Source organism: Phaeobacter sp. JH20_08 (genome assembly GCF_048056635.1).
Classification (GTDB): domain Bacteria; phylum Pseudomonadota; class Alphaproteobacteria; order Rhodobacterales; family Rhodobacteraceae; genus Phaeobacter; species Phaeobacter bryozoorum.
In genome coordinates, this window is the sequence record NZ_JAYMVV010000005.1 from 954518 (window position 1) to 969139 (window position 14622).

Consider the following 14622-nt stretch of genomic DNA (forward strand, 5'->3'; position numbering starts at 1 on the left):
GTATCAGCGCCCCAGCACAAGAGGATCGCAATGCGTTACGGAGCCACAATTCTAGATGCCGAAGGTCTGCGTCTCAGCGCCGCCGAAAAGGCGCTGTTCGCCCGCGCCAATCCCTTTGGCTTCATCCTGTTTGCCCGCAATATCGACAGCGCCGAGCAGACCCGCGCGCTCTGTGATGAACTGCGCGAGGCGGTTGGCCGGAACTGTCTGATCACCATAGATCAGGAGGGCGGCCGCGTGCAGCGCCTGCGCCCGCCGCTGGCACGCCAGTGGCGGCCAGCGCTGGATCACGCGGCGGCTGCCGGGGCAGGGGCGGATCGCGCCATGTATCTGCGCGCCCGCCTGATCGCGGAGGAGCTGCGCGGGCTGGGCATCGACAGCAACTGCGCACCGCTGGCCGATGTGGCCGGTCCCGATACCCACCCGTTTCTCCAGAACCGCTGTTACGGCAGCGATCTGGCGGCGGTGGTGCGCCGCGCCCGCGCCACCGCCGACGGCCTGCTGGATGGCGGCGTCGTGCCGGTGGTGAAACATATCCCCGGTCATGGCCGCGCGACACTCGACAGCCACAAGGACCTGCCCCGCATCAGCGCGCCGCTGGATCTGCTGACCGGCTCGGATTTTGCCGCCTTTGCCGCGCTGAATGACCTGCCGATGGGGATGACCGCCCATCTGGTCTATGAGGCGCTGGACAGCCGCCCCGCCACCCTGTCGCCCCGCGTCATGCAGATGATCCGCACCGACATCGGTTTTGACGGGCTGATCATGAGCGATGACATCTCGATGAAGGCGCTGAGCGGCACACCGCAGGATATCGCGCGCGACACGCTGGCGGCAGGCTGCGATGTGGTCCTGTTCTGCAACGCCCCGCTGGATGAGCGCGCCGCCGTGGCGGAGGCTTCGGGCCAGATGAGCGTGGCTGCACAGGCCCGCGCCGAACAGGCCGAGGCCGCTCGCCGCGCTCCGGCCCCGCTTGACATAACCGCGGCCGAGGCCGAACTATCAGCCCTCATGGGCGGACAGGTATATGGCTGACACTTTGTTTGACGACGACGCGACCAGCGTCGAGGAGCGGCTCGCGGCCGAAGCATTGATCGTGGACGTTGACGGCTACGAGGGGCCGCTGGACGTGCTCTTGTCGCTCTCGCGCACGCAAAAGGTCGACCTGCGCCGCATTTCGGTGCTGGAACTGGCGCGCCAATACCTCAGTTTCGTGGAAAAGGCCCATGAGCTGCGTATCGAACTGGCCGCCGATTATCTGGTCATGGCGGCCTGGCTTGCCTATCTGAAATCCCGCCTGCTGCTGCCGCCCGACCCGACGGAGGACGGCCCCTCCGGTGAGGAGCTGGCGGCGCATCTGGCCTTCCAGCTGGAGCGGCTTCAGGCCATGCGCGACAGCGCGGCGCGGCTGATGGCGCGCGATCAGCTGGGCCGCAACTTCTTTGCCCGTGGTCAGGGTGAGGATGTGACCCGCATCCGCACCGTCAGCTATTCGGCCAATCTCCTGGACCTGATGCAGGCCTATGCGCGGATCCGCACCCGCGATGATTTCCGCCCCTTCGTGCTGGACCGCGAGGCGATCTTTACCATGGAGGCGGCGCTGGAACGGATGCGCCACCTGATCGGCTACACCGGCAGCTGGACCGATATGCTGACCTATCTGCCCGATGGCTGGCACTCCGACCCGATGAAACGCCGCTCCGCCACCGCCTCCACCTTTGCCGCCTCGCTGCAACTGGTGAAAGAAGGCCGGCTGGAGCTGCGACAGAGCGAGACCTATGCGCCCATTCAGCTGCGCATTCGTGACAAGGATACCTGATGGACGACCACAGCCAGAACACTGTTGCGGAGGAAACCCAAACCCTCTTCGACGCGCCCCCCATGGCCGAACAGGAGCGCATGGTTGAAGCGGTGCTCTTTGCCAGCGCCGAACCGGTGACGGTGCGCGATCTTGAGGCGCGGATGCCGCATGGCTGCGAACCGGGCACCGCGCTGGAGCACCTGCGCAAACGCTACGACGGGCGCGGCGTCAACATCGTGCGCGTCGGCGATGCCTGGGCGCTGCGCACCGCCTCTGACCTTGGCTTTCTGATGCAGAAGGAAACGGTCGAAACCCGCAAACTCTCACGCGCGGCCATCGAAACCCTTGCGATCATTGCCTATCACCAGCCGGTCACCCGCGCCGAAATCGAAGAGGTGCGCGGCGTGTCGGTGTCGCGCGGCACCATCGACCAGCTGCTGGAAATGGACTGGATCCGCCTTGGCCGCCGCAAGATGACACCGGGCCGCCCGGTGACCTTTGTGGTGACGCCCACGTTCCTCGATCACTTCGGGTTGGAAAGCGCCCGTGACCTGCCGGGCCTCAAGGAGCTGCGCGCCGCAGGTCTGCTGGAAAACCGCCCGCCACCGGGCAGCCTGCCTCTGGGCGGGCGCGGCGACAGCGACGAGGTCGAGGAACAGCCGGAACTCTTTGGCGACTGAGGGCAGGCCGCCGCGCCGCAAAAGGGCCGCAAACCTCTGCAATACTGCCGGTGCACGCGGTGAGATCCGCGTGCAACAGATGCCAGGGCCAAGGAGTGACGCAGATGAGCATAGACCGGTTGATCAACATGATCCTGCGCCGTCTTGTGGGCCGCGCGGTCAATGCAGGCGTCAACGCCGGGATCAGGGCAATCGCCAAGCGCGACAAGGGTCAGGGCACGGAAAAATCCGCGCGCCCGCTGCCACAGGACAAGGCAACCGCCCAGAAGGCGCGCCTGACCGGGCGCAATACCCGACCCCCACGGTTCTAGGCTCAGGCTCTCCCACCAGGGCGTCAGCCCTTGGTTTGGGGTTTGAAATGCTTTGATAGCTTCAGCCCCTGGCCCTGATAGTTCGATGCGATATCAACGCCATAGAGCTGTTCGGGGACTTCTGACATCTTCTCGTAGACCAGCCGCCCCACGACCTGCCCGTGCTCCAGCACAAAGGGCGCATCATGGCAGCGCACTTCCAGAACGCCACGCGATCCGGCCCCGCCAGCGGCAGCATAGCCAAAACCGGGATCAAAGAAGCCCGCGTAATGCACCCGGAATTCGCCCACCATCGCCAGATAGGGCGCCATTTCGGCAGCATAATCCGGCGGGATGGCAATCGCCTCGCGGCTCACCAGAATGTAGAACGCACCGGGATCCAGAATGATCTGCCCCTTGGTGGTGCGGACCTCTTCCCAATACTCCGCCGGATCGTAATGGCCGAGCTTTGACAGATCGACCACACCGGTGTGATGTTTGGCGCGGTATCCCACCAGATCGCCCCGCTCAGGCCGAAGATCGACGGAGAAGCCCAGACCGTCGGAGATCACCGGTGTTCCCGAAACAATCGGCGTCGCCTCATGCACCGCGCGCAGCTCCGCATCACTGAGGAATGTGCGCCCCTGACGAAAGATGATCTGCGTCAGCAGCTGCCCCGGCTGCACCACAACTGAGAAGCTCTGCGGGCAGATTTCCGCATAAAGCGGCCCGTCATAGCCATCGGTGACCCGGTCGAACTCAACCCCCTGATCGGTGATCACCCGCGTCATCACATCCAGCCGCCCGATGGAGGATTTGGCGCTGGCGGCGGCTGTCATTCCCTCGGGCAGACGGATCCGCTCCATCAGCGGCACCACATAGACGCAGCCTTTTTCCAGCACCGCACCACCGGTCAGCGCCACCCGGTGCATGGTCAGATCCTCCAGCCGGTCGGCCACCGTGCGCCCCAGACCGGGCAGAAAGGAGGCCCGCACCCGATAGGCACAATCGCTCAGCCGCAGATCAAGGCTCGCCGGTTGGATCTGGTCATTCAGGATCGGAGAAGAAGCGGAAATCGCAGCCTCGGTGATCATCTGGCGGATTTGGCGATCCGACAGCACGCCCTGTGCCGCTCCGCTCACGAGCCGTGGTTCTGATGTCATCCCGATCCTCCCAACGCTTTATTATCAATACCTTGCACGAAAGGCAGATACAAAAACACCCACCCCAGAGAGGGGCGGGCGTTTTTTAGCCCCTTGCGAGGCGGGGTATTTTGGTCGGGCTAGCAGGACTCGAACCTGCGACCTTCCGTCCCCCAGACGGACGCGCTACCAGGCTGCGCTATAGCCCGTTGCGCTGGTTTCTACCCGTTTTTCCGGCAGGGGCAAGCGAAAAAACCAGATTATTTCGCCGCCTCTGCAAGATTAATGTGACGCGACCCTAGGCAGCGCCCCGATGCGCCCGCAATGCCTCGGCACAGGCGCGGGCCTGTCCGACATGATCCGCAGGCAGCTGCGCAATCCCCGCAAGCCGCGACAGCGCGCCGGAGGTCTGCGCAGCGCGCGGCTCCGCCTCATCGGGGATATCAATCACCAGCGGTCGAAGCTCTGGCGCCGCAGCCTCGGCGGGATCGTCGGCGGTAGGGGTGTCAGCGGCAGATGTATCAGCGGCGGGCAGGTCCGCTTCGGCCACATCGGCTGCGGGGAGATCGGATTCGACAAATTCCTGCCCAGCCGGGGCGGAAACCGGCGCGGCAGGCTCTGCCGGTTCATCCAGCGCCGGCGCCGTCTCCGTGACCTCTGCGACCTCGGTAACCTCGGCCATCGCCTCCTGGTCCGGCGTTGCCGTATCCACAGGCTCTGCGAGCGGCGCGGTCTGCGCCAGCTCTTCAGGCTCTGCCAATTCGGTTGCCTCGCCCAGTTCGACAGGGGCGGTCAATTCGCTCGGCGGGCTCAGCTCGCCCGTGGCAGCCATATCGGAGCCACCCGCGGGCATCGCAGCCGCATCCTCGTCATGTGGCTCAGGCGCGATAGGCTCAACCGCGCCTTCGGTCATCTCGGATGCCGGGTCAGCGGTGGCCAGTTCAGTGGCCTCCGCTTCGGGATGCTCCGGCGCGACAGCCGCAAATCCTGCGTCCTCAAGTCCCGCAAGGTCAGGTTCCGGCAGGTCAGGTTCCGGCAGGTCAGGTTCCGGCAGGTCAGGTTCCGGCAGCGCGGCATCCTCCTGCACCGGCGTGGTCAACAGATCCTCATCAACCGCAGGCGCAGCCAAGACCGGATCGCTGACAATGCCCGCGTCCAGCTGCGGATCCTCCAGGGCAACCGGAGCCGCTACCTCAACCTCGGCCGCAACCTCAGCCAGATCTGGCAGCTCTTCCGGCCCTGCCTCCAGTGCCGCCACAGCCTCAAGCTCCGCACGATCGGCAACCGGGTCAGGCATATCCAGCACGTCAGCCGGAGGCGCGGCAGCGTCCGGCGTCTCCGCTGCATCGGCAAAGGCCAGCGGCACATCCTCGGGCGAGGGGGCCTCATTGTCGTCGGGCAGATGATCACCCGCTGCGTCGGTCAGCAGATCGCTGCCCGCCAGTTCGCCCGCTATCAGATCGCCATCTGCCAGCGCGTCATCTGACACATCGCCACCAGCGAAAAAGTCGGTTTTCGCTACCGGCTCGGCAGCCTCCTGTGCGACATCGGCCTCAGGATCGCCCAGCGGCTGCACTGTGACCTCTGGCACGGCCTCCGCCGCAGGCGCGTCTGGCGGCATATCGCCAATTGCGGGATCGCTGTCCAGCGCCTCAACCACGGGTGCCGGGCTGTCGCCCTGATCAAACACCACGGGATCTTGCGCATCCGTCTCGGCGGGGGGCTCGGCCATCGGCGCGTCAGAGTCGGCAGCAAATACATCCGCGCCAGCACCGGCAAGGGCTTCGGCCTCATCGGCGGCAGGCGCCATTGCCATGGAAACCGGCGTTTCCACCTCGGGCGAGGCAAGCTCCTCATCCCCCCAGGGAGAGAGATTCGGTGCCTCGGCCTCGATTGATGCGTCTTCCGCAGTCTCTTCCACGACCTCCGGGATGAGCTCATGCTCAGGCTCGACCTCAGGCTCAGGTGCAAGGAGCGGCGCTGGCTCAGCCTCGGCTATCAGCTCCACCGGCGCGACAGTTGTCACCGGCTCGCCCGGTTCTGCCATCAGCGCGGCGCTATCAGACATGGTGCTGTCAGGCGCATATGGCGCAGGCGCGGCGCTGTCATCTGCGCCCGCATCTGTGTCCAGAGCCATGGCAACCGGGCTGCCCGCTGGACTCTCAACCGGACTCGCAACCGGTATCTCGATTGTCGCCTCCAGCGCCGGATCCGCTGACGGTTCGGCAAGCCTGTTCCCTTCCGGCGCCACCGGCGGGAGTGCCGCAGCCTCGGCGACCTCCACGGTGCCGGGGTCTTGCGACTCCGGCGTCTCCGGCCAGAGCTGCGCCTGCTCCTGCTCCGGCGCATCTGCCGCAGCGTCGACAGGCGCATCCACCAGCGCATCGTCTTCCTCACCAAGCGGCAGGCCCGGTTGGGTCAGCTCCGCTGCAACATCGGATGGCGCCGCCGGGGGCAGGTCTGCGATCGCGTCGGCGGTATCCGCCGGCACGGAAACGTCGGGTGCCTGCGGCATGGCCGCGTCCATCATCGGCGGGAGGTCATCCGCAGGACCATCTGCCTGTGGCGCGCTCTCGGGGGCGTCGGCCATGACATGCAGATCGCTGGTAGGTTCGGCGGCGGCAGGGATGGCGGTTTCGCTGACCGGTGCGGCAGGCGGGTGGACCGAACCGGTCTGCGCGACAGCCGCGTCAATCGGATCCATCGGCGCCATGGCAGGCTCCGCCGCAAGCGGCGCTGTCGGAGCGGGTGCAGCTGCGGCGGGTGGAACATCTGCCAGTGGGGCCATTGGTGCAGCGCCCTGAGGCTGCACCGGCGTCAGGGGGGCAGCGCCGGTTTCGGGCTGCGCCGGGACAGGGCCAGCATCGGAAGGCTGCGCCACGGCGGCGGCGTCGAAGGCGGCAGCCTCAACCGGACCGGCATCCACCGGTGACGTTGCTGCGGAGCCGACCACTGGCGCGGGCGGGCCACCTGCGGCGGGCGCTGCGGGCATTACCGGCGCAACAGGCGCGGCGGAAGCAGGGGCCATTGGTGCCGCTGCTGCGGGCTGCATCCCAGCCGAGGCCGCGCCGGGGGAGGCATCCGCAGCCAGAGTGGCCATTGGTGCAGCGGCAGGAGTGGTCGCAGCGGCGGCGACAGGCGCGGTGGCAGGCGCAGTGACGGGCACGTCCGCAACAGGCATCTCAACAGCGGGGGCGGCTGCCACCTCTGGCGCCTGCGCGGTTGCAGGCTCGGGCGCGGGCGCTTCGGCGTCGGAGATAAGATCACCCCCGGACAGCTCCGCGCTGGCGGGTTCCTCCTGCGCCTCTGCGACCGTGGCCTCAATTGTGTCCGCCTCGACCGCGTCCGCCTCAACCGTGTCGGCATCTATCGGCGCGCCACCGCCCATCGCGGCGACATGGACCGGGCCATGTTCGCGCAACAGCGCCTGCACATCCTTGATGGACAGCCCCTTGTCGTGCAGCAAGTACTTGATGCTGCTGATCAATTCCACATCGGCAGGACGATAGTACCGGCGTCCGCCTGCGCGTTTGACCGGTTTGATCTGGGTGAATTTGCTTTCCCAGAAACGCAAGACATGCGCCTGGATCCCCAGCCACTCCGCAACTTCGCTGATGGTGCGGAAGGCGTCTGGTGATTTTGACATCGCGTGGTGTGTCCCGTGGTTACTGACCGTTATTTACGGTTCCCGTCTGCCACCCGGTCCTTCATCAGATGCGATGGTCGAAAGGTCAAAACCCGGCGAGGCTGAATGGGCACCTCTTCGCCGGTCTTCGGGTTGCGGCCAACGCGGGCGGATTTATCGCGCACGCTGAATGTCCCGAAGGAAGAAATTTTGACCTGTTCCCCACGGACCAGGGCGTCAGACATATGCTGAAGCATGCTTTCCACCAGCTGCGCGCTTTCGTTGCGCGACAGGCCAACCTCGCGGAAGACCGCTTCACTCAAATCCATTCGTGTTAGTGTTTTTTCGCCCATGACTATCCCCGCTGTTTGGCAAAGCATAGGGCGGGGGGAATTTCCCTGTCAATATCAATGAATTGCATCGCGGAGTTCCGCCCGTAAAATCGCGCCGCTTCTCGGGCTGGCTTTGCCGCTTACCAGCGCAGGACAACCGATCCCCAGGCCAGACCGCCGCCGATGGCTTCGGTGACGACCAGATCGCCCTGTTTGATCTGGCCGCGTTCCTTGCCCACTGACAGCGCCAGCGGGATCGAGGCGGCCGAGGTATTGCCGTGGTCTTGCACGGTGACCACCACCTTTTCCATCGGCAGGCCCATCTTCTTGGCGGTGCCCTGGATGATGCGGATATTGGCCTGATGGGGCACGATCCAATCGACATCGGCGGCGGTCAGGCCGGCGCGCTCCAGCGCGGTATTGGCAGTGGAGGCCAGTTTCTCGACCGCATGGCGGAACACCTGATTGCCCTGCATCCGCAGATGGCCGGTGTTCTGGGTGGAAACGCCGCCATCCACATAAAGCAGATCCTTGTAGCGACCGTCGGAATTGAGGTCGGTGGCCAGAATACCACGGTCGGCACTGGTGCCTGCGCCGTCCTGCGCCTCCAGAACCAGCGCACCGGCACCATCGCCGAACAGCACACAGGTGGAGCGGTCGCTCCAGTCCATGATCTTGCTGAAGGTCTCGGCCCCGATCACCAGCACCTTCTCGGCCTGCCCGGAGGCCACCAGCGCATTGGCGTTGCTCAGCGCATAGACAAACCCGGCGCAGACCGCCTGCACGTCAAAGGCAAAGCCGCGGGTCATGCCCAGCTGGGCCTGCACCATGGTGGCGGCAGAGGGGAAGGTGAGATCGGCGGTCGATGTGGCCACCACGATGGCGTCGATATCATCCGCAGTCAGCCCGGCATCACCCAGCGCCTTTTCGGCGGCCTTGGTGGCCATGAAGGAGGTGGTCTCGCCGTCGGCGGCGAAATGGCGGCGCTCAATCCCGGAGCGGCTGCGAATCCATTCGTCCGACGTATCCAGCGTGGCTTCGAATTCCGCGTTCTCGACCACGCGTTCAGGGAGATAATGCCCGGTCCCGACAATTACTGCGCGTCGCGTCATTCTGATGCCTGCCTTTTAGTCTTTTTTGGTGGGCGCCTGGTCGGTTTTGGTCTCGTCCATTTGCGCTGGTTTATCTTGGGTAAGCGCCACAGAGGATGCAACCCGTGCGGCGAGTTTTTCTGCAAACCCCTGCTGGGCAAGACGGAAGGCCAGCTTCACCGCCGCCGAGACACCGGTGGCATCCGCGCCACCATGGGATTTCACTACGGTGCCATTGAGACCAAGGAAAACACCGCCATTGACCCGGCGCGGGTCCATGCGCTTGGACAGCCGCTTGAGCGAGGTCATCGCCAGCAGCGCCGCAATCCTGGACAGGAACGAATATTCAAAGGCTTCCCGCAGGGCGACACGCATCAGGCTGGCAGTGCCCTCGCCGGTCTTGATCGCGACATTGCCGGTGAACCCGTCGGTGACGATCACATCGGCGACATCGCCGGGGATATCGCTGCCCTCGACAAAACCGACAAAGTCAAACCCCCCGGTTTCGGAATGATCCGAGATCAGCCCATAGGCTTCTTTCAGGTCGGCATGTCCCTTGTGCTCTTCGGTGCCGACATTCAGCAGGCCCACGCGGGGGCGGGGAATGTCCATCGAATTGCGCACATAAGAGGTGCCCATCATAGCGTATTGCAGCAGATCCTGCGCGTCGGCGCGCACATCGGCGCCAACATCGAGCATCACGTTGAAGCCCTGTGGATTGCGCGACGGCCAGAGAATCGCAATGGCCGGGCGGTTCACACCGGGCAGCTTGCGCAGCCGCAGCATCGACAGCGCCATCAGCGCGCCGGTATTGCCACAGGAGACCGCACCGGCGGCTTCACCCTCCTTGACCGACTCCAGCGTCGACCACATCGACGTGCCCTTGCCGTGGCGCATCACCTGAGAGGGCTTGTCCTCCATGGTGACCACATCGCGGGCATCGCGGAATTCCACCCGGCCGTCGAGAATACGCTTCTTGGCGACCAGCGGCGTCAGTTGTTCTTCGGGACCATGCAGGATGAACCCCAGATCGGGGTTCTTTTCGGCGGACATGGCAATGCCGGCCACCACAACTGCGGGGCCGGCATCTCCGCCCATGGCGTCAACCGAAATAACTATGCGGCCGGCATTCTTCTGCATCTGATCGGGTTTACCCGCCATGAAAATGCCTGCCTGACATTAAGTCTGGTGCAGACGCGGCTTAGGCCGCGTCTTCGTCCATGTCGATCTCGTCAGCGGCTGCGACGATTTCTTTCTCGTCGTAGTGGCCGCAGGAGGGGCATACGTGGTGCGGACGCTTCAGTTCGCCACAGTTGCCGCATTCGTTCGGGTTTGCAGCAACCAGTGCATCGTGCGCGCGGCGGTTGTTGCGACGCGACTTGGATACTTTGTTCTGTTGGACAGCCATGTCTCAACCTTTGTCACTTGGGGCCTTGGGGCTGTCCCCGCGGCGCGTTTCACATTCAATGTTTCGATCGGTCTGCCGTGCGTTTAGGCCTCAGCCTTGCCGATGTCCAACCAAAATTCCGATGAGCGCGCGAAAATACTGCGAATTGACGCTGGCGCAAGTGGTTTTTTGGCCGGTCAGCGCATGAACACCAATCGGAATCGTCTGGCCGCTCTCTTTTCAGTCTTCGCGGCTGCCGTCAAGCTGATCACGCAGCGCGGCCAGCCCGGCAAAGGGCTTTGTGTCCTCGTCGCGCATCGGGGCAACACCCGGTTCGGCGTGCACTGATTCTCCGAGCGAGACGCCGTCTTTGCGGGGGTATTGCGGCAGCGCCAACGCCAGCGCTTCGACCATCACCTCATGCGGGGAGATATGGCTGCCCAGCGGTTCGCTGGTGTCATCCTCGGGCATCTCCACCTCTTCCTCGCTGTCGGGATGCACCATCCCGGCGATAAAGCTGCGGCGCACCTTCTGATCAATGCGGGTGGTCACCGGATCCAGTGTCACCACGCAGGGCTGCACCACGGTGGCGCCCAGATCCGCAACCAGTTCCCAGTCACGTTTGCCCAGAGCGCGGATCTCTCCGGCAAAGCGCAGTTTGCGCAGATCGTCGACGCCCAGCTCCTGCGCGAGGGCGGTCAGACCAGCGGCGTCGGGGCGCAGTTCGAACGAGGTTGCGCGGTTTTGCGGCAGGTCAGCGACCCGAAAAGCGGTGCTCTCAGACATTTGGGGGACTTTCGTTTCTTGAACCGGAGGCTTGGTTTAGGTAATCCGGTTCAAAGGCGTATTCAAGCCGGGGGGCAAGAGAGTAGCATGGCATCCAAACGTATGAGGTCGCTGAAGGCGGCGATAAGGGTCACGGTTCTCTTGGTAGCGGGGCTCGCGGTTGGCGCCTGTTCCATGTACCGCAAGCACGGATATGTCCCCAGCGAAGAGCTGCTGTCAGAGGTGGTTGTCGGCGTTGATACCAAGGACAGCGTTGCTGAAACCATTGGGGTTCCGGCGGCAGAGGGCGTGCTGACCGATGGCGGCTACTACTATGTTTCCACCCTGATGCGCCGCCGCGGACCTTCGGCCAGCAAGCCGGTCTCGCGGGAGCTGGTTGCGATCAATTTCAACGATCAGGGCGTGGTCACGGGGATCGAACGCTACGGTCTGGAGCAGGGCCGGGTGATTCCCCTGCAACGCCGCGTGACCAGCTCAAACGTTCAGGACAAGACCTTCCTGCGCCAGCTGCTGGGCAGCCTCGGCAACTTTGGTCCCGGTGGGCTGATCGAATGATGCGGCGGGTCTTATCGGCCTGCATATCTAATTCTGAGAAAGCCATCCCGATCCGGGGTGGCTTTCGTCGTTTGGCTGATACGTGAACCATGCTAGGCAGGCCTCAGGCTGCGGTGCCTGTGGTCGCTGGAAGAGCTGCGTTGCGTGATCTGTTGCCCCTTGTGAAGATGTCCCCTGCAAAGGTCGCGCCGCGGCCGCTGCTGTGTCGTGGCCGCTATCGGGTCCGGCTGATTGATGGCGCCGGGCAGGTGGCCGGTGATGGCGGCGATCTGCAACGGGCGCGGGCGCTGCGAAGCCTGTGTTTCGGCCGCAGCAAGCTCGACGCAGAACCGTTGGACCTGCGCTGCCAGCATATGCTGATCGAGGATCAGGCCAGCGGTGTTCTGGTCTGTTGTTTTCGCCTTCTGCTGCTGCCAGATGGCGCATATATCGCCCAGAGTTATTCCGCGCAAAGATATGATCTGAATATGTTTTCCGCCCGTCGTGGCCCGTTGCTGGAGCTGGGTCGGTTCTGCATCCATCCCGATTGGCAGGATGCCGATATCCTGCGGCTTGCCTGGGGGGCGCTGACGGCGTTTGTCGATGATCACGGGGTCGAGCTGCTGTTTGGCTGCTCGTCCTTTCAGGGTGTTGATCCGGCGCCCTATGGGCAGGCCCTTGCCCTGCTGCTGGCCCGTCATCAGGCACCGACCGGGCAGGGGGTGGGGGTGCGGGCGGCGCAGGTGCTGCCCCTTGCGGCACTGGATCTGCCGCCCGTGGATGGCAAGGCGGCGCAGCAGCAGATGCCGCCCCTGTTGCGCACCTATCTGATGATGGGCGGCTGGGTCAGCGACCATGCGGTGATCGACCGCGAGCTTGGCACGCTGCATCTCTTTACGGCGGTGGAAATCGCCACCATTCCCGCAGCGCGCAAACGTCTGCTGCGCGCCATTGTCACCGGCGTTGACCATCCGGTGCGCTGACAGCCGTTGACCTGCCCCGCGCCCCGGTTTAGCAGCCTCACATGGCACGTATTCCTCTTTTACAGATGTCCGGTATCTCCCTCACCTTTGGGGGCGATCCGGTGTTCGCGGATCTTGATCTGGTGGTGCAACCCGGCGACCGGGTGGCGCTGGTCGGGCGCAATGGCTCCGGCAAATCCACCCTGATGAAGGTGATGGCCGGTCTGGTCGAGGCCGACACCGGCTCGCTGGTGGTGCCGCCGGGCAAATCCGTCGGCTATATGGAGCAGGACCCGCAGATGACCGGGTTTGCCACGCTGGGCGATTTTGCCAGTTCCGAACTGGATCCGGGCGAGATGTACAAGGTGGAGCGGGCAGGCGAGGGGCTGAAGTTTGATCCCGCCCGCCCCGTGGCGACGGCCTCCGGTGGTGAAAAACGCCGCGCGGCGCTGGCCAAGCTGATGGCCGAGGCACCGGATCTGATGCTCTTGGACGAGCCGACCAACCATCTGGATATCGAGGCGATCACCTGGCTTGAGAATGAGCTGAAATCGACCCGCGCCGCCTTTGTGCTGATTTCTCACGACCGGGCGTTTCTGCGCGCCCTGACCCGCGCGACGCTTTGGGTGGACCGGGGGCAGGTGCGCCGTCAGGAGAAGGGGTTTGATGCCTTTGAGGCCTGGCGCGACAAGATCTGGGAAGAAGAAGACCAGCAGAGGCATAAGCTGAACCGGCTGATCAAATCCGAAAGCCGCTGGGCGGTTGAGGGCATCTCCGCCCGCCGCAAACGCAATATGGGCCGGGTGCGCGCGCTTCAGGATCTGAAGGCGGAGCGGTCCAGCCAGATCAAGCGGCAGGGCACGGCTGAGCTGGCGCTGGACGCGGGCCCGAAATCGGGCCGCAAAGTGATCGAGGCCGAAGGGCTGACGAAATCCTACGGTGACAAGGCAATTGTGCGGGACTTCTCGCTGAAGGTGCAGCGCGGCGATCGCGTTGCCTTTGTCGGGCCGAATGGGGCAGGTAAGACCACGCTCCTGAAGATGCTGCTGGGGCTGGAACAGCCTGATGAAGGCCATGTGCAGATGGGCACCAATCTGGAGCTGGCGCTGTTTGATCAGACCCGCGATCAGCTGGACGGCGATGCCAGTCTCTGGGAAAACCTGACCTCGGATCCGCTTCTGGGGATTTCGGGCAAGGCGGATCAGGTGATGGTCCGGGGGCAGCCGAAACATGTGGTCGGCTACCTGAAGGAATTCCTGTTCGACGAGGCGCAGGCCCGCGCGCCGGTGCGGTCCCTGTCCGGGGGCGAGAAGGCGCGTCTCTTGCTGGCGCGGCTGATGGCGCGGCAGAGCAACCTGCTGGTGCTGGACGAACCGACCAATGATCTGGATGTTGAGACGCTCGACCTGTTGCAGGAACTCCTGGACAGCTACGATGGCACGGTTCTGCTGGTGAGCCACGACCGGGATTTTCTGGATCGTGTAGCCACCACCACCATCGCCATGGAAGGCGGCGGGCGCGCCACGGCCTATGCCGGCGGCTGGAGCGATTACCTCTCGCAGCGTGCCCCGGTCGAAGGTGCCGCAGAGAAGGCGGAGAAAGCCAAGGCGAGCAAGCCGAAACCCAAGCAGGAAGCCCAGCCCAAGGACGGTCTGAGCTTTAAGGAAAAACACCGGCTGGAGGCGCTGCCCGGAGAGATCGAGCGGCTGGAGGCAGAGATCGCCAAATTGCAGCAGCTGATGGCCGATCCCGAGCTGTTCACCCGCGAACCGGTGAAGTTCCAGAAGGCCACCGATGCGCTGGTGGAGCGGCAGGAGAAACTCTCTGCCGCTGAGGAGGAATGGCTGGAGCTGGAAGAGAAATCCGCAGGCTGAAGCCCCTCTGATTTTTCGGTAAGCAGGGCTGACCCAATGTTTCGCGTGCGAAACATTGGGTCAAAGACGCTGTCGTAGTCATTTGTAAAATATAAATTTTTCCTGATTGAAGCCTAAG

General features: G+C 64.2%; 14 protein-coding genes and 1 tRNA gene. 7 read left to right on the top strand and 8 right to left on the bottom strand.

Translation table 11 applies throughout. From position 1 onward, the window contains the following. The first annotated feature begins 30 nt into the window (after window positions 1-30). From nagZ to VWY75_RS06570, 4 genes are all read left to right on the top strand, one after another. Window positions 31-1035 (top strand): beta-N-acetylhexosaminidase, encoded by a 1005-nt coding sequence (gene nagZ / locus VWY75_RS06555; RefSeq protein WP_416537754.1) that lies wholly within the window; start codon window positions 31-33, stop codon window positions 1033-1035. Further along, a complete protein-coding gene (locus VWY75_RS06560) occupies window positions 1028-1819 on the top strand; it encodes a segregation and condensation protein A (protein WP_340545184.1) in 792 nt (263 codons plus the stop codon). Before nagZ ends, VWY75_RS06560 begins: the two co-directional genes overlap by 8 nt. Beyond that, a complete protein-coding gene (gene scpB / locus VWY75_RS06565; RefSeq protein ID WP_340545185.1) occupies window positions 1819-2481 on the top strand; it encodes an SMC-Scp complex subunit ScpB in 663 nt (220 codons plus the stop codon). The genes VWY75_RS06560 and scpB overlap by 1 nt, the downstream gene beginning before the upstream one ends. Before the next feature lie 104 nt (window positions 2482-2585). Continuing rightward, a complete protein-coding gene (locus tag VWY75_RS06570; protein WP_340545186.1) occupies window positions 2586-2792 on the top strand; it encodes a hypothetical protein in 207 nt (68 codons plus the stop codon). Window positions 2793-2815: 23 nt separating this feature from the next. On the opposite strand, the gene VWY75_RS06575 is transcribed toward VWY75_RS06570, so the two are convergent. The 8 genes from VWY75_RS06575 to VWY75_RS06610 all read right to left on the bottom strand — a co-directional run bounded on the left by VWY75_RS06575 (window position 2816) and on the right by VWY75_RS06610 (window position 11134). Further along, window positions 2816-3934: a 2'-deoxycytidine 5'-triphosphate deaminase gene (locus VWY75_RS06575; protein WP_340545187.1), complete on the bottom strand. Its 1119-nt coding sequence runs from the start codon at window positions 3932-3934 to the stop codon at window positions 2816-2818. A 111-nt stretch (window positions 3935-4045) separates the two neighbouring features. Further along, window positions 4046-4122: transfer RNA gene (locus tag VWY75_RS06580), tRNA-Pro, on the bottom strand. Window positions 4123-4211: 89 nt separating this feature from the next. Next, a complete protein-coding gene (locus VWY75_RS06585; protein ID WP_416537753.1) occupies window positions 4212-7559 on the bottom strand; it encodes a MerR family transcriptional regulator in 3348 nt (1115 codons plus the stop codon). 29 nt (window positions 7560-7588) lie between these two features. Further along, window positions 7589-7891 (bottom strand): integration host factor subunit alpha, encoded by a 303-nt coding sequence (gene ihfA / locus VWY75_RS06590; RefSeq protein WP_008207184.1) that lies wholly within the window; start codon window positions 7889-7891, stop codon window positions 7589-7591. 119 nt (window positions 7892-8010) lie between these two features. Continuing rightward, window positions 8011-8982 (bottom strand): beta-ketoacyl-ACP synthase III, encoded by a 972-nt coding sequence (locus VWY75_RS06595; RefSeq protein WP_416535889.1) that lies wholly within the window; start codon window positions 8980-8982, stop codon window positions 8011-8013. 15 nt (window positions 8983-8997) lie between these two features. After that, the gene (plsX, locus tag VWY75_RS06600; RefSeq protein WP_340545190.1) at window positions 8998-10122 is read right to left on the bottom strand and encodes a phosphate acyltransferase PlsX; all 1125 of its coding nucleotides are present in this window, start codon (window positions 10120-10122) and stop codon (window positions 8998-9000) included. Between the two features lie 40 nt (window positions 10123-10162). Then, window positions 10163-10369, bottom strand: a complete 207-nt coding sequence (gene rpmF, locus VWY75_RS06605) for a 50S ribosomal protein L32 (protein WP_014874239.1) — start codon at window positions 10367-10369, stop codon at window positions 10163-10165. Window positions 10370-10588: 219 nt separating this feature from the next. Further along, window positions 10589-11134, bottom strand: a complete 546-nt coding sequence (locus tag VWY75_RS06610; RefSeq protein WP_340545191.1) for a YceD family protein — start codon at window positions 11132-11134, stop codon at window positions 10589-10591. Window positions 11135-11221: 87 nt separating this feature from the next. Between VWY75_RS06610 and VWY75_RS06615 the strand changes: the two genes are divergently transcribed. The 3 genes from VWY75_RS06615 to VWY75_RS06625 all read left to right on the top strand — a co-directional run bounded on the left by VWY75_RS06615 (window position 11222) and on the right by VWY75_RS06625 (window position 14504). Next, window positions 11222-11689, top strand: coding sequence for an outer membrane protein assembly factor BamE (locus VWY75_RS06615; RefSeq protein WP_416537752.1), 468 nt, complete (start codon window positions 11222-11224; stop codon window positions 11687-11689). A gap of 167 nt (window positions 11690-11856) precedes the next feature. Then, on the top strand, window positions 11857-12651 hold the full coding sequence (locus VWY75_RS06620; RefSeq protein WP_374015623.1) for a GNAT family N-acetyltransferase: 795 nt from the start codon (window positions 11857-11859) through the stop codon (window positions 12649-12651). A gap of 65 nt (window positions 12652-12716) precedes the next feature. Then, a complete protein-coding gene (locus VWY75_RS06625; RefSeq protein WP_416537799.1) occupies window positions 12717-14504 on the top strand; it encodes an ABC-F family ATP-binding cassette domain-containing protein in 1788 nt (595 codons plus the stop codon). Window positions 14505-14622: the final 118 nt, after the last annotated feature.

Excerpts from the sequence above, each read along its gene's own strand:
- VWY75_RS06610 (WP_340545191.1), bottom strand. The coding sequence starts at position 11,134 with ATGTCTGAGAGCACCGCTTTTCGGGTCGCTGACCTGCCGCAAAACCGC.
- VWY75_RS06595 (WP_416535889.1), bottom strand. The coding sequence starts at position 8,982 with ATGACGCGACGCGCAGTAATTGTCGGGACCGGGCATTATCTCCCTGAA.
- VWY75_RS06560 (WP_340545184.1), top strand. The coding sequence starts at position 1,028 with ATGGCTGACACTTTGTTTGACGACGACGCGACCAGCGTCGAGGAGCGG.
- VWY75_RS06620 (WP_374015623.1), top strand. The coding sequence starts at position 11,857 with ATGTCCCCTGCAAAGGTCGCGCCGCGGCCGCTGCTGTGTCGTGGCCGC.
- VWY75_RS06615 (WP_416537752.1), top strand. The coding sequence starts at position 11,222 with ATGGCATCCAAACGTATGAGGTCGCTGAAGGCGGCGATAAGGGTCACG.
- scpB (WP_340545185.1), top strand. The coding sequence starts at position 1,819 with ATGGACGACCACAGCCAGAACACTGTTGCGGAGGAAACCCAAACCCTC.
- ihfA (WP_008207184.1), bottom strand. The coding sequence starts at position 7,891 with ATGGGCGAAAAAACACTAACACGAATGGATTTGAGTGAAGCGGTCTTC.
- nagZ (WP_416537754.1), top strand. The coding sequence starts at position 31 with ATGCGTTACGGAGCCACAATTCTAGATGCCGAAGGTCTGCGTCTCAGC.
- VWY75_RS06625 (WP_416537799.1), top strand. The coding sequence starts at position 12,717 with ATGTCCGGTATCTCCCTCACCTTTGGGGGCGATCCGGTGTTCGCGGAT.
- VWY75_RS06570 (WP_340545186.1), top strand. The coding sequence starts at position 2,586 with ATGAGCATAGACCGGTTGATCAACATGATCCTGCGCCGTCTTGTGGGC.
- rpmF (WP_014874239.1), bottom strand. The coding sequence starts at position 10,369 with ATGGCTGTCCAACAGAACAAAGTATCCAAGTCGCGTCGCAACAACCGC.
- VWY75_RS06575 (WP_340545187.1), bottom strand. The coding sequence starts at position 3,934 with ATGACATCAGAACCACGGCTCGTGAGCGGAGCGGCACAGGGCGTGCTG.
- plsX (WP_340545190.1), bottom strand. The coding sequence starts at position 10,122 with ATGGCGGGTAAACCCGATCAGATGCAGAAGAATGCCGGCCGCATAGTT.
- VWY75_RS06585 (WP_416537753.1), bottom strand. The coding sequence starts at position 7,559 with ATGTCAAAATCACCAGACGCCTTCCGCACCATCAGCGAAGTTGCGGAG.